The 19,854-nt window shown below is 42.6% G+C and carries 17 protein-coding genes; 10 read left to right on the plus strand and 7 right to left on the minus strand.

Translation table 11 applies throughout. The annotated features are described in order from the left end of the window. Positions 1-72: 72 nt before the first annotated feature. The 6 genes from ACFOEK_RS19320 to sigZ all read right to left on the minus strand — a co-directional run bounded on the left by ACFOEK_RS19320 (position 73) and on the right by sigZ (position 7,945). Positions 73-654: a c-type cytochrome gene (locus ACFOEK_RS19320; RefSeq protein WP_386723125.1), complete on the minus strand. Its 582-nt coding sequence runs from the start codon at positions 652-654 to the stop codon at positions 73-75. Then, the gene (gene soxC, locus ACFOEK_RS19325) at positions 647-2,005 is read right to left on the minus strand and encodes a sulfite dehydrogenase (protein ID WP_386723126.1); all 1,359 of its coding nucleotides are present in this window, start codon (positions 2,003-2,005) and stop codon (positions 647-649) included. The genes ACFOEK_RS19320 and soxC overlap by 8 nt, the downstream gene beginning before the upstream one ends. Further along, positions 1,992-3,458: a glutathione synthase gene (locus tag ACFOEK_RS19330; RefSeq protein ID WP_386723127.1), complete on the minus strand. Its 1,467-nt coding sequence runs from the start codon at positions 3,456-3,458 to the stop codon at positions 1,992-1,994. Before ACFOEK_RS19330 ends, soxC begins: the two co-directional genes overlap by 14 nt. Positions 3,459-3,515: 57 nt before the next feature. Then, positions 3,516-5,342 carry an ABC transporter ATP-binding protein gene (locus tag ACFOEK_RS19335; protein WP_386723128.1) on the minus strand — a complete coding sequence of 609 codons (1,827 nt, stop codon included), beginning with the start codon at positions 5,340-5,342 and terminating at the stop codon, positions 3,516-3,518. Beyond that, a complete protein-coding gene (locus ACFOEK_RS19340) occupies positions 5,335-7,140 on the minus strand; it encodes an ABC transporter ATP-binding protein (RefSeq protein ID WP_386723129.1) in 1,806 nt (601 codons plus the stop codon). The genes ACFOEK_RS19335 and ACFOEK_RS19340 overlap by 8 nt, the downstream gene beginning before the upstream one ends. Before the next feature lie 262 nt (positions 7,141-7,402). After that, complete coding sequence (gene sigZ, locus ACFOEK_RS19345) at positions 7,403-7,945, minus strand: RNA polymerase sigma factor SigZ (RefSeq protein WP_386723130.1); 543 nt, start codon at positions 7,943-7,945, stop codon at positions 7,403-7,405. A gap of 250 nt (positions 7,946-8,195) precedes the next feature. On the opposite strand from sigZ, the gene ACFOEK_RS19350 reads away from it, so the two are divergent. After that, positions 8,196-8,585: a hypothetical protein gene (locus tag ACFOEK_RS19350; protein WP_386723131.1), complete on the plus strand. Its 390-nt coding sequence runs from the start codon at positions 8,196-8,198 to the stop codon at positions 8,583-8,585. Between the two features lie 20 nt (positions 8,586-8,605). On the opposite strand, the gene ACFOEK_RS19355 is transcribed toward ACFOEK_RS19350, so the two are convergent. Next, the gene (locus ACFOEK_RS19355) at positions 8,606-9,070 is read right to left on the minus strand and encodes an Lrp/AsnC family transcriptional regulator (protein ID WP_386723132.1); all 465 of its coding nucleotides are present in this window, start codon (positions 9,068-9,070) and stop codon (positions 8,606-8,608) included. A 136-nt stretch (positions 9,071-9,206) separates the two neighbouring features. Between ACFOEK_RS19355 and ACFOEK_RS19360 the strand changes: the two genes are divergently transcribed. From ACFOEK_RS19360 to ACFOEK_RS19400, 9 genes are all read left to right on the plus strand, one after another. Next, on the plus strand, positions 9,207-10,025 hold the full coding sequence (locus ACFOEK_RS19360; RefSeq protein ID WP_386723133.1) for an AzlC family ABC transporter permease: 819 nt from the start codon (positions 9,207-9,209) through the stop codon (positions 10,023-10,025). After that, complete coding sequence (locus ACFOEK_RS19365) at positions 10,018-10,344, plus strand: AzlD family protein (protein WP_386723134.1); 327 nt, start codon at positions 10,018-10,020, stop codon at positions 10,342-10,344. Before ACFOEK_RS19360 ends, ACFOEK_RS19365 begins: the two co-directional genes overlap by 8 nt. 227 nt (positions 10,345-10,571) lie before the next feature. Continuing rightward, entirely contained in the window at positions 10,572-11,318 is a 747-nt protein-coding gene (locus ACFOEK_RS19370) for a substrate-binding periplasmic protein (protein ID WP_386723135.1), read from the plus strand. Positions 11,319-11,601: 283 nt separating this feature from the next. Continuing rightward, a complete protein-coding gene (locus tag ACFOEK_RS19375; protein ID WP_386723136.1) occupies positions 11,602-12,132 on the plus strand; it encodes a hypothetical protein in 531 nt (176 codons plus the stop codon). Between the two features lie 56 nt (positions 12,133-12,188). Continuing rightward, positions 12,189-13,655 (plus strand): cytochrome P450, encoded by a 1,467-nt coding sequence (locus tag ACFOEK_RS19380; protein WP_386723137.1) that lies wholly within the window; start codon positions 12,189-12,191, stop codon positions 13,653-13,655. A 57-nt stretch (positions 13,656-13,712) separates the two neighbouring features. Beyond that, positions 13,713-15,305, plus strand: coding sequence for a hypothetical protein (locus ACFOEK_RS19385; RefSeq protein ID WP_386723138.1), 1,593 nt, complete (start codon positions 13,713-13,715; stop codon positions 15,303-15,305). A 27-nt stretch (positions 15,306-15,332) separates the two neighbouring features. Then, entirely contained in the window at positions 15,333-16,076 is a 744-nt protein-coding gene (locus ACFOEK_RS19390) for a hypothetical protein (RefSeq protein ID WP_386723139.1), read from the plus strand. A gap of 172 nt (positions 16,077-16,248) precedes the next feature. Then, entirely contained in the window at positions 16,249-18,081 is a 1,833-nt protein-coding gene (locus ACFOEK_RS19395) for a hypothetical protein (RefSeq protein WP_386723140.1), read from the plus strand. Next, positions 18,078-19,757 (plus strand): serine hydrolase domain-containing protein, encoded by a 1,680-nt coding sequence (locus tag ACFOEK_RS19400; protein WP_386723141.1) that lies wholly within the window; start codon positions 18,078-18,080, stop codon positions 19,755-19,757. The genes ACFOEK_RS19395 and ACFOEK_RS19400 overlap by 4 nt, the downstream gene beginning before the upstream one ends. Positions 19,758-19,854: the final 97 nt, after the last annotated feature.

The following is a 19,854-nucleotide window of genomic DNA, read 5'->3' on the forward strand; positions in this document are numbered from 1 at the left end:
ACAGACTGACAACAATTTGCTGTTGATTACGAAGTTCACTGATTTCATTGTTAAGAGACTCTAAGCGTTTCTCTATTCTTGAGGAGGCTCAATAACATTCAATCTACCTTGTTCCTCTACCTCCCAAGCATTGTATGACTTGGTTTTATAGGGCATAACGATATTAGAAAGCGTTTCACGATTCATCTCAGTACTTTTCTCAATCAGATCATTCAAGCTTAATATATATGCCGTCAAGGCGTAGACGTCTGAATTTGATAATGTCTTAGGTGACTGATGAGGCATGGCCCTCCTTATATAATCAAAAATGCTCGTTGCATGAGGCCATGCGCCCACAGTTAGTGCAAGCAAGGGATGATTACTCCACTCTGGATAGCCCAATTCGCCCGCTAAGCGCGGAGCTACACCTTGCTCTCCATTAGGACCGTGGCACATAAGACATTTATCTTGATATATCCTTTCACCTTGAAGTGCATTACCACTTCCCTCTGGAAGGTTACGACCATTCGGATAAACAGTTATTGACCAACTATCAATTTCCTTCTGCTCCAGCGTCTTACCACTGTTCGTCTGAATCTCATCAAAAGCATAAGTTTGTGAAGAAAACATGAGTAACAAATTTAAAAAGCTCAGCCCCAGCTTTAACTTAAACATAAAAATTACTCACTCTTCCGTTATTTGAAACTAGCCAAGCATTAATCGAGTTATTGTGACCATGTGAATACCGTGCATATCGAGAAACCCACTCTTGTCTTGTAGGCTGTGTATTGCCATATTCATCCATAGCACGACTTAAGATAATCGCTTTCTGGCCATTCCAACGCCAGGGTATGGTGAATCGAGTTAAAGACTTACTCATTATCGGCCCTTCTAAGTGAGCCAACGCCCAGGTTTTACCTCCGTCAGCAGAAACTTCTACTTTTTGGACTTTTCCTCGCCCAGACCAAGCAAATCCAGAGATTTCATAAAAACCCGACATAGGAAGTTGTTGCTTCCCAGAAGGTTTGGTAATAACAGACTTAACCTCCATATTAAAACTGTATTGCTTTACTCGTTCATCAGCCGTTATATCGGCGTATAAAGATTGTTCATCCTTACTTTGTGAAGGAATATCCGATATTTCCATTCTATGGAGCCATTTAACGTTCATATTTCCTTCATAACCAGGAACAAACAGCCTCATAGGGTATCCTTGATCCGGACGAATTCTTTCACCGTTTTGATACAAAGCAATAATGGCATCATCATAGAGCTTCTGAAGCGGGATATTACGTACGTGATTACCTGAGTCTGCGCCTTCACACATAGCCCACTTTCCATTAGGTTTTATTCCAACTTCATCTAGTAAATATTTTAAAGGCACACCAGTCCATAAAGAACCTGAGATCTGTCCATGAATTTGACCACATGTCATATCCATCGGAGCATCCGCGATGACATTAGGGCCAGAATTACCTGCACACTCCAAAAAATGAACTCGGCTAACCATTGGATAATTAAGCAATGATTCAACCGACCACTTAAGCGGCTTATGAACTAAACCATGAATTTTAAACTCATGATCACTGGGCTCGATATCTGGAATTCCATTGTGATGCACCACAAAATGAAGGCCAGCCGGCGTAATGATTCCATTAAGTTGATCTATAGGTGTAAATGCAGCAGTTATGATTGACGATCCATATACATGTTCAGGAAGGCGCTTCACATGGGATTCATATTTCGAAGGTTCACCATAAAGTTCACTAGCAACTCCAGGTATTTTCATATGCTTTGGATGATCGTCAAATACGTCCGTTTGAGCGGCAGAACTAGCAGATGAGGCAGCCAATACAGATAAAAAAGTTGCTCCACTTTTTAGAAACTTTCGTCGTTCTACCAATCCACCGTTTGCGACTTCAACTTGTTCACTTAACTTATTCACTTTCGTCTCCCCCAGAAGATCAAAAATCAGTGCTTGTTTGTTAGAAAAAATTTCTGTTGCGGCAATATCAAAGAGAATCAACCAACACCAGAGAATCTAAAATCCCCTTGCCACTGTGAATACCACCTTCGTTTTCACTCGCGGGTTTACTCCGAATTAAGTAACCTGCATATCCATCAAATTCAGTAACAGGCTGACCAAGATAAAACACGGTGAACAAACCAATTTCACTAACCAGATCATCAATTTGAGTCTGGTGACTTTCACGCACAGCTATCGTCGGGATCTCACGTTCATGAGGGTATAAACGTTCCATCAAGGCCCAGGCTCCATACTCATCAGGGCTAAGCTGTTTCAATTTTTCAGTGATGTCTTCACCGAATATACAATGGCCGCCACCTTCCCCTTGGTTTTTTAGCACCCATTCCTCTTTCACAGCTTCCTCATCAAACCAATGAATTGTATCTGCATTGATTGGCTTCATATCCGCCAAAACACTCTTTACGAGTTGTGCTTCATCCAAATCTAATCCCCAACGTTCGAATTGCTCTGGCGGCATGATGGTTAGTAGCATTTGCATTGTTTTACTGGTAGCCAGTTGCTGACTAATCGTGGCATTCATAGCAACATGATGCTGTTCAATGAACATTCTCGTCTGGCTAAGTGTTTGGCAACATATTAGGTCATCTAATTCTGGCGCCCAGTAATCCGAGTATTGATAGCCAGCGCGAAGATATACAACATCAACTCCACCTACCCCCTTAAGAATGAGTCGAGAATTCTCTCCGGTAGAAAGTTGTGTGCTTAGTTCATCAAATGTCCGTCTGACTGTAGTGATTCCGATGGTTCGTAACTCACTTTCTAATATGTGCTGGTCATACACATTGTCTTCATTCTTTTGCACAACCATAAGAAAGATTGGTTTTCCGGGTTCCTTAAAGTCTTCTCTAACTTTTCTCGCAGCTGTTGCAATACCAATTGCGAGCTGTCTTAAACCCTGATTTTCCGAAGGTACAGATGCCTTATTTTCCAACAGATGCTGATAAATTTCCGGCCACTGATCCTGAATGTAGCGATGAAGCTCTGTTGCTCGTTGACCAAAAGGTGCCATTCCCGCCGCTATACCGTTAAATTCAATAATCTTTGCACCTTGTCGACGGTCATCCATAAAGTCAGTACGCATGATTAATAGTGGCTTTCTTATTGATGGAATTCTGTTTTCAGCGACTCCATGGACTTGCTGATGAAGCTCCATTAAGCGCCCAAAAAACGGATCGGATTTGGCTACAGCACTTAAAGACGCCTGCAAAAAGTCATGATCCTCTGAAATATTACTGATCAACTGAGTTATAACGGGGGTTACTTTCTTCAAATGGTCAAAGGTCATCTTTTCAATTGCCACAGGAGCAATACTGAAGGGACAATGCCTCGCTGAATTATCTGTTTGGCGGAATGCAACACCATGCATGATTGTCCATTCGCAGATGTCTTCAATTACTTGCTGTGGGATTCGCGCATTCTGAAAATTTGTCATTACATCTCTCTCAAATCATTCGCGGGTATAACTAAGTGTTTATCTTGAACTAAGGATTCATACTGTGGAGGTGGATAGACCAAATGAGCTATCGAGAAGTACATTTTCTTCCTGCTCCTTTTGAGCAAGATATAAATCTCTGTAATTACCCATCTGAGTAACTAACTCATCATGAGTCCCCCTTTGAACAATTTGACCTTTGTTCATAACTAAAATTTGATCTGCATTTCGAATAGTTGAGAGCCTATGAGCCACACATACCACTGTTCTGCCGTCTTTAAATTTCTCAATAGCCCGTTTAACTGACTCTTCAGTTTCGCTATCAATGTTGGCTGTTGCTTCATCCAATAGAAAAATATCAGGATCATGAGAAAGTGCTCTTGCTAACGCCACCAATTGTTTTTCACCAATCGACAAGGACGTGCCAGAGTGGCCAGGCGTGTGGTTATAACCACCTTTTAGTTTTTCAATAAACTGATTTGCCTGGACCTGCTGCGCGGCATAACTCGCAGTTTTTAAATCCGATACATGATTTGATAAATCGATGTTTTCCAGAATAGAACCACTGAAGATGATCGGATCTTGAGATACCAACCCAACTAATTCTCTAAGCTGAATATCAGGGATTGAATAAAGTGATTGACCGCCTATGAGAATTTCTCCGGATTGCGGTTCATAAAAACGCATCAATAGGTTTACTAAGGAACTTTTACCACTACCTGAAGGGCCAACAATTGCAGTAAATTCACCACCTTTGGCTACAAAATTCACATTTTTAAGGACAGGGGTTCCCTCATCATAACTGAAGTAAATATTTCGAAATTCGATGTTCCGAGAATTCTCCAGTTCAACAGGTAATTGGAGGTGCTTTTCATGGTCTGACTCTGAGTCCAGCAATTCAAAAACACGTTTCGATCCGACCGTAGCCACCTGTAGCTTTCGAAGCTCCATAGACAATTGTCGAAATGGGTCAAAGAAGCGCTCTATATAACTAAGAAAAGCGAACAAAGTACCAACTTCGATGACTGAGTGAAAAGACTCAACCGCGAACCATGCGACAATTACAGCAGCAGTAAACGTAGCCACTAATCGAGTCAGGGGTATCAGCATAAGGCTATCAATTGATATTGCTTTGGATCTGAACTTAAGCCATCTGCGATTCTCTTTCTCAAACCGCTCTTGAAAAGACGCCTCCCGACGAAAAGCCTGTATTAAGTCCATCCCTTGTAGATATTCATTAAGCTGACTATTGATTCGACTTACTTGAACTCGAACCCCATCAAAAATTGGCATCGATATTCGGCGATATAAATGCATTATTATGAGTAGAAGAGGAATCAGGGCTAAACTTAGCAGCATCAATCGCCAGTCAAGAAGAGCAATCGCTATAAAGATCGCTATTATGCGTAAACTTCCCTGTACCATGGCTGGAAATGTTGAGACAAACATGTCTCTCATAGATTCTGTGTCGTTTGTAATATTGGAAACCAGCTTACCAGCAGGCTGTCTGTCAAATGTCTTTATTGGGAAATTTAAGACGTGGCTAAATAGCTCTTTTCGAATGTCATTTACCACTAATAATGCACTGTGCCGGAAAGTAACCGCCTGCCAATAACTAAAGCATGATGCAATGCAATAGAACGCAAAAATAGCACCTATCAACCCTAATAGTTGAGCCCAATCAAATTTTTGAGGAACGATAACTTCATCTAAAATCACCTTAGCTAACCACGGAATTGCCATCTCTGATACAACAGCAACAAATAACATAAAGAACGCTGAAACAAAGCAACTTTTATGAGGCAAAGAATAGGTAAATAACCGAGAAATCAAAGACCGCTTCTTTTCTGTTTCACTGGACGAAATGCGCACTTTTCTAGGCATGGCTTTCATCCCTTTGTAACGCTGTTGCTTTATCTTGACGGCTTATTCTTTGATTTGATGTCTCCTTGGATAACTTACTCTGCCGTTGATATACCATTGAATACCAACCTTCACTGGCAACCAGTGTTTGATGACTTCCCTGTTCTGAAATAACGCCTTGATCAAGTACAACAATAAGATCTGCATCGCTTAGATTAGATAAGCGTTGAGACACCAAAATTAAGGTCTTAGCCTGAAAATGCGTTTTCAAGTTCTTACGCACATTAAGCTCTGTTCTCATATCAAGCGCACTGAACGGATCATCCAATAGCAAAATTTCTGCATCCGAAAGCAAAGCTCGTGCTAATGCAATTCTTTGACGTTGGCCTCCAGACAGATTGGAACCACCTTCACTTAATCTTGTTTTAAAGCCATCAGGCATCCGTTCAACTTCAGATTTGATTGATGCCATTTCAGCTACGAACTCAATTTCTGAATCACAGGCATCAGGCTTTGCTAAAGCTATGTTTTCTGCAATCGTTCCTGAAAACAGGTATGGCTTTTGAGGCACCCACGAAACTTTTTTACGCCAGGAATCCAGAGTAATGGTTTTAATATCATACCCACCTACAGTAACACTCGACGTGCTATTAAGAGGATATTGCCTCATCAGCAGTTTCAGTAATGTACTTTTACCACTACCAGTCGGACCGGTTATTCCAATCAAGGCTCCTTGAGGAATAGCAAGATCGATATCTTGTAATGCGTAATGATCAGATAAGTAATGACGAAATGAAGAGATCTTAATGTTGAGGTTAGTTTCAGAAGAATCTGGCAACGTTATCTCACCGTCCTTTATATCTTCTTTTTCAGAAAAAAGAGTTTCTAATCGTTGCCATGATGTGCTCCCACGCTGAAAGACATTGAATTGCCACCCAAACTGAAGAAAAGGGCCTAATAATTGTGCAAGGTAAAGAGTGAAAGTAGTAAACAGGCCGACAGAAATGCTGGACTGTTCAACTAACCATGCTCCATAAGCAAGTGTGATCGCAAAAGATAAGCCATACACAAGCTGAATTGTTGGAGCAAAGGCAGCATCTACCTTGGCTACGGACAGATTAGTTTTCAGAGATTCCTCAAGCACTCGAGAGAAACGTTTCTCCTGGCGCGCTGCAATTCCATGAGAACGCACAGCACGAATTCCGGCAACGGTTTCCCGAGCTTCTTCATTCAAATTAGAGAAACTAGCCTGTGCGCCTGAAAAGGCATAATTTAACTTAGAGCCATACCGATGAGTGAAATAAATCAACAGCGGAAATGGCAACAGAGCAACAATAGTCAATTGACCACTAACTACAAAGATCATCCCTAATATCACGGTCAATCCGGCAATAAGAGAATCAACTAAAGTCATGATTCCTATGCCTGTTGCTTCTTCAACTGCATTCAGATCATTAGTAGCATGAGCCATCATATCCCCTGTGCTGTGGTGTGAGTAGAATGAGGGGGATAAGGAAGAAAACTTTTGAAACAGTTCTCGGCGTATAACACAAGAAATGGCAACTGATGCGCCATATAGCTTACTTTGCCAAACGTAGCGCAACCCGTACATTGTTAAAGCAGCCATTAATATCCCAACCAAATGGACACCTAAATACACACCATTTAGCTCACCATTACTGATGCTGTCTACAATGCGCCCAATCAGCCATGAAGGTATCAGGTTTAACAATGCAACGATCTGTAAGACTAGAATGGCCGTTATGTATTGACGTGCAAACTGCTTAATATATGAACGCAACTTCCAAAGAATACTCATCACTAACTCATTAGGTTATTACTAACTGCTGCTCTCTAAACAGAGAGTTTTTAAGTTCCTCCTTACTTGACAAAAAGAACTATCTTCAGATTCATCCAAGTTCAATCCACACGTGTTCATTTGCCTACACCACAAACCTCCGTTTACAAATGAAAGACGGGCATATAAAGAAAAAGACGCAAAAAAGTTGAATTAAATTAACTATGAGAAAGTGAAAAGGCACTCTCAGAACAGAGTGCCTAGAAAAAACAATGCAATGAGTTTAAGAAGGACATTTAGGAGATTTAGTAGGATCTTTAGGTGTATACCCTATTACACCATCTTGTCCGATTTCAAAATCACAACAAGCCATTAATTGCTCACGAAATTTTACACGGCTTCGTTGAACCCTGCTTTTGGCACCAGAAAGGGATATACCAAGCCGATCTGCTATTTCTTGTTGAGATATACCTTCTAGCTCCGCCATACGCAAAGGAACGCCATATTTATCTGGCATATTATCAATTAATGGACGCAAACATTCCGCCAGTTCTTTACGAGCATGAGCACCATTATCTTCTTCAGCAATCAAGTCATCAGAAAGTTCATCATAAGGTTGACGCATTCTATAAAAATCAATAATGGTGTTATGCGCGATTCGAAACAGCCAGCTTTTGATACTTCCCTTGGACTGCAACTTGTGTAAATTGGTGCTCGCCTTGATATAGACTTCTTGAAGGATGTCATCTATCGCATCAACATCATCTATTCGTTTGCTAACATAATTCCGAAGATGGGTTTTGTGATCTTGCCACTCAGAAAGCATTTGAAACGCCCTATTTAAAAAATTACTCAGGTATTCATAGCTAGACGTATAAAACACAGAAAAGACGCAAAAATATTTTGTAATATCTTCTCTTGATCATTCTTCACCAAGTTACACCAATGAAGCTGCGATTCTTTATAAAACAGCATAGTTTATTGACTTAGATTCATACCTAATACGCAACAAACCATAAGATAAGAGTCAGTCCTGAATTTTGGCGTTAACAGGTTTAATTGTTGAGAGAGGAACTATGCTCTATCTTTATCTGGGATTCTTATTAGCCAACACTTACTCGGTCGTGAAGGTCATCTACACCTCAGGTATTCCTTTTCTAACCATTGTCTTTTCAGTGATTGTGTTTTTGATCTGGTCGTTCTTCCCTGTCATGGGCTACGGGTTAGCACGACTGTTAGGCGCCAAGGGACATGCCAATAAATACACGCTCTTAGGATTAGGCATTGGAATATGCCTGATCGAAAAATTACTTTATGAGCAAGGAATACTTGCGAACATCGACGGTTATTTAGTGGAAGGTTATGTCGGTATTACGGTGACAGCCATCATGTTCTTCATTGCTGCTTTCATACCTTTTGAAAAAGGGCTCAGTGCTGTACTTCCAAAACAAGCATCGTCTGTTTGAACAACAGACGTGCTGTAGATTTAGACCGGAAGCTCAGATGTCAATTTAATCTTCTGCATAGGAATCTCACTCTTCACACTCTGAACTCCTTTAATGCGGGTTAAGTGCTCAACCTGGAATCGTCGATAATCATCAATATCGGCAGCCACAACACGTAAAAAGAAATCACAATCGCCAGCCATCAAGTGACATTCCACCACTTGTGGAAATTGCTTAATTTCTTCAGCAAAGTAGTCAACACTGTCCAGATCCTGAGCTTTCAACCACACCCGAGTAAACACGGTTAACCCTTTATTCACTTTGCTGGCATTTAATAAAGCGACATAGCGCTCAATCACGCCACTGTCTTCCAGTATCCGCACACGCCGCAAACAGGGCGAAGGAGACAAACCAACCTCCTTGGCCAGATCATTATTTTGAATACGCCCATCTTTTTGTAGTGCTCTTAAAATACGTCGATCTATCGCATCCAACTTCATTAGCATTAGATTCCAAATAAAAGTTAATTTTAGTAATTTAGTTTCAATTTATTTAATTATAAAAGCAACAAAGCAAGCCAATTCTATTCTCTTTAGCAGATAATTCACACTTCAACTTAACCCTTTTGATAAGTGCACTGTCATGAATACAGAGACTGCTACGCTACCTTTTACACCAGAAGCGCTTGCTCCTGAAACGCTAACTGGCGACTTTACTCCAAGTAACGACCCGTCAAAAAATGCGATTAAACAACGAGAGTACATTAGAGGATTGATAGCCGCGATTCCCGTCATGATTGGCTTTGTACCGGTAGCTTTGGTTCTTGGTGCACAAGCCAGCTCGAAAGGTTTAAGCCTTCTAGAAGTGCCTCTTATGACAGGTCTGAACTTTGGCGGCGGCTCTGAATTTACCGCCATGGGGTTATGGACTTCACCACCACACATTCTCTTAATCGTGACCATGTCGATGTTGGTGAACAGCCGTCATATTTTAATGGGCGCAGCCTTGGCTCCCTACATGAAACACCTCAGCAGAAAGCAAGCCTTCCCAAGCCTCTTTCTGATGTGCGATGAAAGCTGGGCTATGGCGCTTGCCGATGCCAAGAAGAAAGGACAATCCCGAATCAGTTTTCCTTATTACCTAGGTACAGCAAGTGGCTTGTATCTAACCTGGTTGATTTTTACTACCGTGGGGGTAGCGCTTGGCCCAGCTTTAGGCGACTTGGATCAGTTTGGCTTCGACATGGCATTTACGGCAGTGTTTCTGGTATTGCTGAAAGGCATGTGGAAAGGTGTTTCAGCTTGTCGCCCTTGGTTTGTCAGTTTAGTGGTCGCTGCCCTTACCTATTTGCTGATTCCTGGCGCATGGTATGTAGCTGCAGGGGCTATCTCAGGATTGCTGTTTTCGATTTATCAAGTAAACAAAGCTGAACAAACGGCTCAGGTAACAACTCATGAGTGATGCATTGCCGACCAATGCCTTCAGCATTGATTCATTAACTCTGGTAACCATCTTATTGATGGCTCTGACGACTTACTTAACCCGCGTCTTAGGATTCGCACTGGTTCATAACCGAACGCTGAACCCTAAGCTGATGGCAGTATTGGAAAACGTACCCGGTTGTGTGTTGATCTCTGTTATCGCACCTTCATTCGTGTCGGATCGCCCCTCCGATTTACTGGCACTAATGATTACTCTGATAGCCGCGATGCGACTGAGTTTATTGCCGACAGTGATTATAGGCGTCGTCTCAACCGGACTGCTTCGTCAGGTGCTGTAAAGATAGATAGACGACCAGTGTGCTCTTACTGCCCCATATACTCATATTATCAATCATTTAAGTGCGACTACCGTCGCACTGACAAACTAACGCACAAACAAACCAATGCGCCTTTGTAGACATACTTATCAGTAAGTGACGCAATCAATATACGAGCAGCGTAAATCTATATACTATGATGTAAAAATAACATCCTAGTATTTGATTATTAGATAAAAAAGCCTCGTATGCCCCAGCTCATCAAACGTATCTTATGCTGTTTCACTTGCCTGTATTTCTTTATGTTACCGGTACATGCAGATGTCGTTGAGTTTGCTGTGGGTGAATGGGCTCCTTACATATCCAAAAAAGACCCTAGTTCACCGTTAGAAAAAATTGTTTCCGAAGCTTATGCACTGGAAGGAATACAAGTTAAGTATAGTTATTTCCCCTGGAAACGAAGTTATGGTTACACGAAGAAAGGCAGGTATATCGGCACCTTTCCCTGGACTCACCTAAGAAGCCGGGAAGAAGACTTCAACATCAATCCCAGCCCAATTTTGAAGGACCCATCGGTCTACTTTCATCTGAAAGACACGGACTTTGAATGGGCAACCCTTACAAACCTAAAGAAGTATAGAGTCGGCGTAACCTTGGGCTATAAAAACCAAGAAATATACAAAAGATTAGAGATCCCAGCCGAAGTAGTGCCCTACGAAGAGTTGAATTTTAAAATGATTCTCCAAGGCCGGATTGAAGTCTACGGCGCATCAAAACGCGTCGGTTACGCAATGATAAAATCGATGTTCAGCCCTGAAGATGCGGAACAGTTTACTAATCACCCAGAACCCTACACGACTGACATTTACCACATACTGTTCAGCAAACAGGCCAAAGATTCGGAAAAATATATGCGTGCATTCGAGTCCGGCTTCTCCAAGCTCAAAGCCTCTGGCCGCTATAATGAAATCCTAAAAATATCTAACGTGGATTAATCTAGTTATTCTCCTTTATTGTTCTATCAAAACCTTACACTTCCTGTTTTTCCTAATCTCGCCTCTTCTTAATTCCAATACCTCTAACTGCATTCATAACTCGAAGAATGTGCATGTAATTGGGCGTAATAACAATTTTCAGATTTCTTCATAAGCTTACTCAAAGCGGTTTCAAGCAACGTAAACAGCATCGGTTTGCAACACCTTATACCCGCTCCGATGAAGTTACCTTTCGTTGTTTAGCCAATAACTCCAAATCAAATGGACGAACAGGAGAAATATAATGAGCGATAAAAAAACAAACCCAAAAAAGCCAAACCATGCCAACGCTTGTTTTCTGACAACGGCTACCGTCGATGCCCTAGGTTTACCCGACAATTGCGAACCGCTTGAATTAGCTCGTCAGCTCCGCGATGAGAAAATGAACAGTGAGAAAGATCAGGCAGCCGTGGCTCTCTATTACAAGGTCGCGCCAGTCATAGTTGAACGTTCAACCAACGAAGAGTGGCACGCGTTCTGGCGTGATCACATGAGCAAAATCACAGCCTTACTGAAAAAAGGTGAGCATGAGCTTGCAAAAGAACTCTATACCTTTGCAACGGCAACTCTCATCAACCAAAAAGCCGCAACTTATAAAGATGTCGAACTGGTTAACGAAGTCTATGACTACGGCCTAAAAGGCATAGGTAAAAGCTGGCTTCCTTACTCTGTACGTTACGCATTACTTAAAGCAGCCTTCTTTGCCGGGTTGTCTTACCAATCGGTTCGTCTTGGCTTTGCCAAAAGAAAGCATGCTGAAGTTCTCGATATTTAATCGAGATTCAATCTTCTAAACATTCTTCGTATTAATGGATTGAGGAAGTATTGCTGATGATACCGCTCATAGACAAATTTCTGTGGAAAGGCAGTGAACACGTTTACAGTGTGCCCTGGTTAAGAAACCGAATTGAGTACAGCTCGGATCCGCAGAGAGTCCGCGCCTATCTCAAGGGCAAGAAGTTCACGCGCTCGCAACTGTCCATGGACATGCTGACTCGGTTTCACCTAAGCAATAATTCAATCGTGGTAAGTCACGATGAGCATGCTCACTTTCTAAGAGCTTTGTTCTTAGAGCGAATGCCTGCTCCAGAATGCTATCCCGATATGGCAAAGAAACTGGTTGATCAGGTCTTCAAGGCAAAAGAGCCTGTCGACACAACTGAATGCATGCCGTTATCCGGTGAGATGATTCGAGAGGTATATATCAGCCTACTTTCCAATCTATTAGGCGTTAACGTCCTCACGCCATTGCACGATTACATCAACACCATTGAATTCAAACCTGGTACCCGTCCAATGCATTTGGACGGAATCATGTATGCCTTTGGCTTACAGTTACCCGGTTTCGGGCCAATGAGAACCTTGGTTAACTGGGTATTTTTTAAAGGCGATCACTACACCCGAAAAATTGCTCAAACACTGGAACAAATGGTCTTCGATTTCTCTACGGCTAAACCCAACAGCTGGTACGCCACATTATTGGATTTAAAAACCAGCAAACGAATCACATCAGAGCAATTTCGAGGTGAAATAACCAGCACTTTGGTTTCAGCATTTGCCCTGTCATCCGCCCTAACGTCCATGTTGCTCTGCCTGGCTGCAAGGCCTGAATACATCAGAAGCATACAACTCAACGAGGGGTTTGCTAAACATTTCGTAAATGAGGTACTTCGTTTATACCCTCCGTTTCGTCAATTTGGTTATGAAGAAAAAGGGATTTGGAGCGAAAAAAGCAAAACCTCAAATCAGGAAGCTACGGACTTTATGGTCACCGTCTATGGCTTGCACAGAAATGAAGATATATGGGAAGACGCAGACCAATTCAAACCTGAACGATTCTTAAACCCAGGTTCCGCAGGTGGCTGTAAATTTTTACCTTTCGGAATGAGTAAACGTTCTTGTGTTGGTCGGTTGTACTCAATGAGGTTGCTCGTAGAAGTGCTCAAGTATGTATGTTCGGAGAAAACCGCTCTCACTTTGTCTCTACCTAAAGATTTCGAAGCTGACTATATGGGGCTGCCTGAAGGCGCCAGTGGCCGTCTGGTGTCCTTCCCCATTGACGACAGAATTTGCTTTTCTTGGCCTCACGCCGAGGCTCGATCCACCCCCTCAATGGATGAGCCAACGGTCAATACCATGAGCAATACAATGAGCAACACACAAGAGGTACAAAGGTGCCCCTACAGTAGCGATCAGAACCGATTAGCTAAGCATAAAGATAACGTCCAACAACTGCGTGCTAATCGCGAGAGCGCAGTAAATCACAAGAGAACGACAAATATAAAAAGGCCCACGTAAGAATTAATTTAGATCTGTGCCCAGACGACGTTGGTAAGACATATAAGGATATACGCCATGAAGATTTCGGAGAAAATTAACTGGTTATGTGACTGCCATCCTGGTGTAAACGGCATTATTTCACCAGCGACAGCACACTTAGTTGAAACCTTACTTTCATCACCAAGCAACGAATTTACTCATGAGCAAATTAAAGAGTTTAGCTTCTTTAAATATGGAAATATCGAGCAGGCTAAAACCATCGCTAAAACCTGGATTAATTCAGACGACGCCGATCTTTGGGGCATGCTTAGCCGGCTAATGAACAAGCATCCAGAATGGTCGGATCAACAGTGCAGACACCTAATCCAAACTTGGATGAAGTTGCGCCTTCAGAATGCAGAACAAGCCCAAAACACGCTGCATTGGCAACAGCGTTGGAAGAAGCAGCATCATAATTTATTAAAAAAAGGCTTAGCGAACACACAGCGAATGAGCTGGGCTGAACTATGCCGTTATTGTGAAATCTGGACCGTCTGTCGCCGTATAATGCCTCCTTTCAGTGGGATTGCGTCAACCTTGTTATCCTTGATCTCACCGGAAGACACAAAAACAAACCACTCACAACAACTTACCAGTGATCATTCGACGATTGCCGATATCTCTAAAGCACCAGATATCCTTGTCATTACGCCACATGAGAACATCGCAGAGTTTCTCGAGTTCAATTCGTCCAAACAGCTCGTTTGGGCACTAGAAAACAGTGGCTTCAGTTGGTTAACCAAACAACCTTGGGATAAAACTCTCGTACTCGATTCAGCCGTAACCAAAGGTGTAATTTTCTGGAGCTATCGGCACAGACGCAATGATTATGTTCACCATGCAATGGCTGTTGAAAAAGCCTGTATAGGAAAGAACATTCCGGTTATCAATAGCATCATCAAAGGGTGGGATAGCAGACATTCCACAGTGCTTGAGAATCTACGCTTTGCGGGTATCCCCTGCCCGAGTTTCCAAAAGTTTACTCAGGTTAAAGACATCAAACTCAACTACCCTTTGATTCTTCGAGTGGATGGCGTTCACCGAGGTCAGCAAATGCATCTGGTTCATTGCGCTCAAGAAGCAACAAAACTCATCAACAGAATACGCTGCGAATTTCTGAATGCACCTAGCGGCACTCGTGTATGGCCGCAACCCAATCTCGCCGTTGAGTTCATTGATGTCTCAGATCAACAGCACCAATACCAGAAGCGACGTGCTTATGTGATTGGAGATCAGCTGCTGTTAAGGCACCTCACGATCAGCAATCACTGGCTTGTGAATTTTGCATCTAAAGAAGCCTTTGAAGATTCAAAACAAGCCAATCACGAATTTTTAACGTCAGGTGAACCCCAACCGGAATTACTTGTAAACGCGGGTCTTGCCAGCGGTTCTGAAATCACCGCGTTGGATTATGCAAAGAAACCGGATGGAAGCTATGTCTTCTGGGAAGCCAATCGCCACTTCAGAATGAATGGAGACAAAGACTACAGCCTTCCAGATATTGAAAATGAAGAGAAAGCAAAACGAAGATTTGCAAAGAATCGCAAACTTGGTGAGGCCCTATTAACCCTCCTTCAAGAACGATTTGGCCCTGCCATACACAACCACCGCTCAATTACGAGTGCCTAGAAGTTCAACAACGCAATGGAGAAAACAATGTTAATACGGAATGATTCACTCACCCCATCACCAATTCCTGGCGTGTTATTACCTACCATGGATACGGCATCAGGCATCGACTTACTCGCTGTGCTCACCGAGCTAGATCAAGACGAACTGCTGTTCATGCTCGAACAGGGTTCCACTCAATCTAACAGTGAAGCACTGTATAACGCTGACTCCACCATCTGGAAGATCGAAGGCGATGACGACGATGACGATGACGATGACGACGATGACGACGATGACGACGATGACGACGACGATGATAATCCGTCGCCGGGTGGCGGTACGCCAGAAACCATCAAAAACGCCATCCTATTCACGTTAACGGCGGAAGTCATTAAGAAAATTCAAACCCAGATTGCAGGCTGGATTAAGGATCTTAAAGATTCGCCAAAAGGCAAGAAACAGCCTTGGCAGAAGCTTGTCGATCGAATGAAGAAGGCAGATTTCGTAGGCAGTCCGAGCGATGTGGCTCATGCTCAATTAGGCATGATCATTGAAGCGCAAACTGCGTTACAAAAGAACGCAGATCTTGTATCCAAGTCCGCAGCTTTTAACAAAAAGTGGCCTTCGAGCAGTAAACAGTCTTTAGAAATGGATCTAGTGAAGCTAGATACAGTACTTGATATGGCCGAACACATGGAAACGTACACAGTGTCTGGTTTGGGAACACCGCCATTCATTTGTGGCTCAGCCGTCGTTGTTTCAGCGGGCAACTTTAAATTTCCAACCTAAGTACCATGGCTAAAAAGCAAGCCTAAGAGCCAAGACTAAGAGCCAAAGTTCCGCGAGTCATTCAATCGTTTTGTTGTAGTGACTCCGGACTTTGAGCTCATCCATTCATTGAAGGAAAAATCAGCAAGACGTTAAGTGATGTCTAAAGAATTGATTCATATAGGACTGATAAATGAGCTGTATCTCCAGTAAATTCAAAACTGTTTTATTACCGGCCAAGAAAGCACTTGAAGACCGCCTACTGCTTCAACCAGACAACATCATTCATCTCTTTGATCAATTTCAAGAAACCGATGACACACTCTATGACGTGTATGTTCAGTTATGGGTAAAGGGAAGCCCTCGCTCAACAGGCGTTATACATCAAACATCACTTCATAAAGCAGTTTATCAGGCCACCATTTTTGCCCTTGATGTCTCTTGTGTTGATGGTCAACTTGTTAGAAGCGAGATAGATCAGTTAAGCATTGAAGTCGCCATCAAAGAATCTGAAATAACAATCCAAAAACCTTATGTGTTCGGTGCAGAGAATAGTCTCAATGAATATAAACATGGCCTTCGAATCAAAACGGCTGACAATGCATTTGATCTCTTACCCGCTCAAATCATTCAAAAACAGTTAAAGACGCTAGGCCAACAAATTGAGGCTTTACTCGAACGTGTTAGTCTCGACCGCTCCATTTTTGAAGATAGCCAAACCTCGCTGCTTGAAACCCAGTGGCGACACTTTGTCGGGCACGCAAATTCAACAGCATCGTTTGAAAATCCGCAAACACTTACACGGCATCGCCTGGAGTATTTCGAAAAACTATCAACCCACTCGATGTTGGATGCAGCAATTGAGTGCGGTACACGCCTTATCAATACTCAAGCGGTGGATGGCACCTATCTCTATTCCTACCAAGCATGGAAAAACCTTCAAAGCAATGAAAACTACAACGTAGTCAGACTGGCTGGCACTGCATTTTCAATTTCCATGCTCTCCAATAAGCTGAAGCATACTCACAACAGTGAACCTTTTGCTGCCAGTGCCAATGCGTGTTTACGCTATTTGCTGTATCTAAGTAAAACCACACCTTATATCCCAAATGGGATTTACATCCCTCAAGAAGCCTTTGGGCTTAACAGTCATACCGGCAAATTAGGAACGACTGCTCTCACCCTGCTCGCACTCCAATTTGGTGATTTTTATACCCGTTACGCAAAAGAACGAGAGGCATTAATTGAAACCGTACTATTCATGCAGAGGTCAGATGGCGCCTTCTTCACTTATGTGCCTACCGAATTTTCAATGGTGCCTCGGTTTAAGCTTTCTTCTCAGAACTATTTCCCCGGCGAAGCACTATTGGCCTTATGTTATGAGCTGGAACACGGGTTTCGAGCGGATATTGCTGAGGTGATCGTTCGATCTTTCAAGTACTATCGCGCACATTTCAGCAAAACACCGGATACGGCGTTTGTGCTCTGGCAAGTCAGCGCTTGGGTCAAGTTTTACAACCTTATGCTTCATCAACCAGAGCTACATGCAATCACTCAAAATCACAAACTACTGTTTCATGATGTTGCCAATTTTGTTTACGACCAAACGGATTGGATCATTCGCCACCAATATGACGAAGACAACACCGACATTCCCGAGTTTGTCGGTGGCTTTCCTAATGATAAACCGCCCCACAGCGTTTCATCTTGCTATATTGAAGCAATCATCCGAGCCACGGAACTGGCCGCCCTAAGGAAAGATAGAGGCCATGTAGAACGGTATCGAAAATCAGCACTGAAAGGTTTAGCCTTCTTACGACGACTTCAGATCAAGAAAGAAGAAGCCTTTTTAGTGCTAGACCCGACTAAATCCGTAGGGGGAATATCCGGGACATTAACCTCATTTCAACTACGCAACGACAGAGATCAACACGCCATCACCGCGTATCTTGCAGCTGTTGAAAGCCTCAGTTTATTTGATACAACACCAGTTCAAACTGCGATTAAAGAGGAAGCCTTACTGTGAGGCATTTAATTTCCGAGCTTGAACAACGAATGCGTATTCGCCGGATACCCGGGGTAAGTATTCGTATTGCGCTGGGAAATTCAGAAATCTTTGAACACACATTAGGCGTCAGTGATCTGACTTCTCAGATACCCATGACGGAAGATCACCTTTTTCGGGTTGGATGTTTAACAAAACCCATCATAGCGTACGCCATTTTAATGCTTTCAGAACAAGGGCTAGTACATCTTGATGACCCCACCTCTGATTACATAGACAAGCTAAAAAATACCCCAGATTATCAGAATGTCACTATTAGCCATTTGCTCTGTCATAGCTCAGGCATGGTTCGAGGGGATTACCCACTTCAGGCCCAGTCTGACAACGAGGTGTTAAATAAGATTCAACAATCAAAGCGGCTGTTTAATGCAGGTGAAGACTATAAGTACTCCAACTGGGGGTATTTCTTACTGGGTAAAATCATAGAAAAAGTGACCGGTGTTCCGCCTGAAATATATCTTGATCAAACCGTTTTCAAACCACACCGGATGCTAAATTCTTCACTTTCTGAAACGTCTGTCGCACACAAAAAGTTGTCTACAGGCTATTGGAAGGGTTGGCGATTTGGTTGCCCAGACTTAAATACGCCTTCCACGGTATGCCCTTACACACCTTTACCTGTAAGTGCCGGTGGTATGATTTCCAACACACAGGACTATCTGAATTGGCTCAAAAGCCTAGTTTCTTTGAGTAGTACCTATGAAGGGAGAATACAAAAAGTTCATAAGCTGATGCTTAGCTTGCAGCAACCTAAAGCTGGAAAACAAAAAGCTCGCAACAAGTTCAGTTGTTTCGGACTCTTTGCCGAAATCATAGATGGCAAAACATTTTACTTCTTTCCTGGTAGCAGTTCTGGGTTCTCAGGTTTTATCTTTCTACTTCCCGAGATCAAACTCACTGGTATCGCTCTGTGTAATCACGGAACCTGCAACAGCGAACTGAAAGATATGCTCTTTCAGATCTGCCATCATTTACTCGGTGATGATGTACCCAACTTTGGGTATCAACTCCCCAAGCTAAATATCACCGCCTTTAATCAACAGGGCGACAAAGCTGAGCTAAAAGGCGATGACGATTCAATACCCAAATTAACGCTGGGAAACCATAGGATCAACCTCTACCCCCATTCTGCAAATTGTTATTATTTATTGGATCAGTACAGCCAAAACCAGATGCTTCGAATCAGCGGTTCTAAGAAAAACAAGTTCAAACTTAAGCTTGGAAATGACGAGTTTAAGCAGCAGTTCAATGACTCAGTCTCAGTAACGAACGATACAAGGCTAAAAGCTTCAGGACTAACAGAGTCACAAATAAGTGATTCTGAACAACACTTTAAAGAGCTCACCGGCTATTACCATTATGAGTCGTTTGGAAAGGTAGAAGTCATTCTTAGAAGCAACAGTCTCTACCTAAGTTATGGCGTCGTGTATGAAACCTTATTGGTTCCTAAAACCCCGCTCTGTTTTAGACAAAAGTCCGGCCCTTGCCGTTATGAATCCGTTCAATTTCTACAAGCACCCGATACTAACGAAATTTTTGCATTCATCATGAATGGTATGGTGTTCAGGAAGGAACCCTCCAGTCGATGTATTTCATCTAAAGAAGATGAGCTCGAACTCCAAGGTGCTTGCCATTAGTCACTAACCACTAGCCACTGTTTGAAGTGGACATATTTAATTGCTCTCATCCCTTACAACACGCCTAAAGACCTACTCTGAATTCCGTAAGCTCTGA

Origin of the sequence: Litoribrevibacter euphylliae (assembly GCF_042646085.1) — a bacterium.
Taxonomy (GTDB): Bacteria; Pseudomonadota; Gammaproteobacteria; order Pseudomonadales; family Litoribrevibacteraceae; genus Litoribrevibacter; species Litoribrevibacter euphylliae.

Excerpts from the sequence above, each read along its gene's own strand:
- ACFOEK_RS19320 (WP_386723125.1), bottom strand. The coding sequence starts at position 654 with ATGTTTAAGTTAAAGCTGGGGCTGAGCTTTTTAAATTTGTTACTCATG.
- ACFOEK_RS19330 (WP_386723127.1), bottom strand. The coding sequence starts at position 3,458 with ATGACAAATTTTCAGAATGCGCGAATCCCACAGCAAGTAATTGAAGAC.
- ACFOEK_RS19335 (WP_386723128.1), bottom strand. The coding sequence starts at position 5,342 with ATGCCTAGAAAAGTGCGCATTTCGTCCAGTGAAACAGAAAAGAAGCGG.
- ACFOEK_RS19340 (WP_386723129.1), bottom strand. The coding sequence starts at position 7,140 with ATGAGTATTCTTTGGAAGTTGCGTTCATATATTAAGCAGTTTGCACGT.
- sigZ (WP_386723130.1), bottom strand. The coding sequence starts at position 7,945 with ATGCTTTCTGAGTGGCAAGATCACAAAACCCATCTTCGGAATTATGTT.
- ACFOEK_RS19350 (WP_386723131.1), top strand. The coding sequence starts at position 8,196 with ATGCTCTATCTTTATCTGGGATTCTTATTAGCCAACACTTACTCGGTC.
- ACFOEK_RS19355 (WP_386723132.1), bottom strand. The coding sequence starts at position 9,070 with ATGCTAATGAAGTTGGATGCGATAGATCGACGTATTTTAAGAGCACTA.
- ACFOEK_RS19360 (WP_386723133.1), top strand. The coding sequence starts at position 9,207 with ATGAATACAGAGACTGCTACGCTACCTTTTACACCAGAAGCGCTTGCT.
- ACFOEK_RS19365 (WP_386723134.1), top strand. The coding sequence starts at position 10,018 with ATGAGTGATGCATTGCCGACCAATGCCTTCAGCATTGATTCATTAACT.
- ACFOEK_RS19370 (WP_386723135.1), top strand. The coding sequence starts at position 10,572 with ATGCCCCAGCTCATCAAACGTATCTTATGCTGTTTCACTTGCCTGTAT.
- ACFOEK_RS19375 (WP_386723136.1), top strand. The coding sequence starts at position 11,602 with ATGAGCGATAAAAAAACAAACCCAAAAAAGCCAAACCATGCCAACGCT.
- ACFOEK_RS19380 (WP_386723137.1), top strand. The coding sequence starts at position 12,189 with ATGATACCGCTCATAGACAAATTTCTGTGGAAAGGCAGTGAACACGTT.
- ACFOEK_RS19385 (WP_386723138.1), top strand. The coding sequence starts at position 13,713 with ATGAAGATTTCGGAGAAAATTAACTGGTTATGTGACTGCCATCCTGGT.
- ACFOEK_RS19390 (WP_386723139.1), top strand. The coding sequence starts at position 15,333 with ATGTTAATACGGAATGATTCACTCACCCCATCACCAATTCCTGGCGTG.
- ACFOEK_RS19395 (WP_386723140.1), top strand. The coding sequence starts at position 16,249 with ATGAGCTGTATCTCCAGTAAATTCAAAACTGTTTTATTACCGGCCAAG.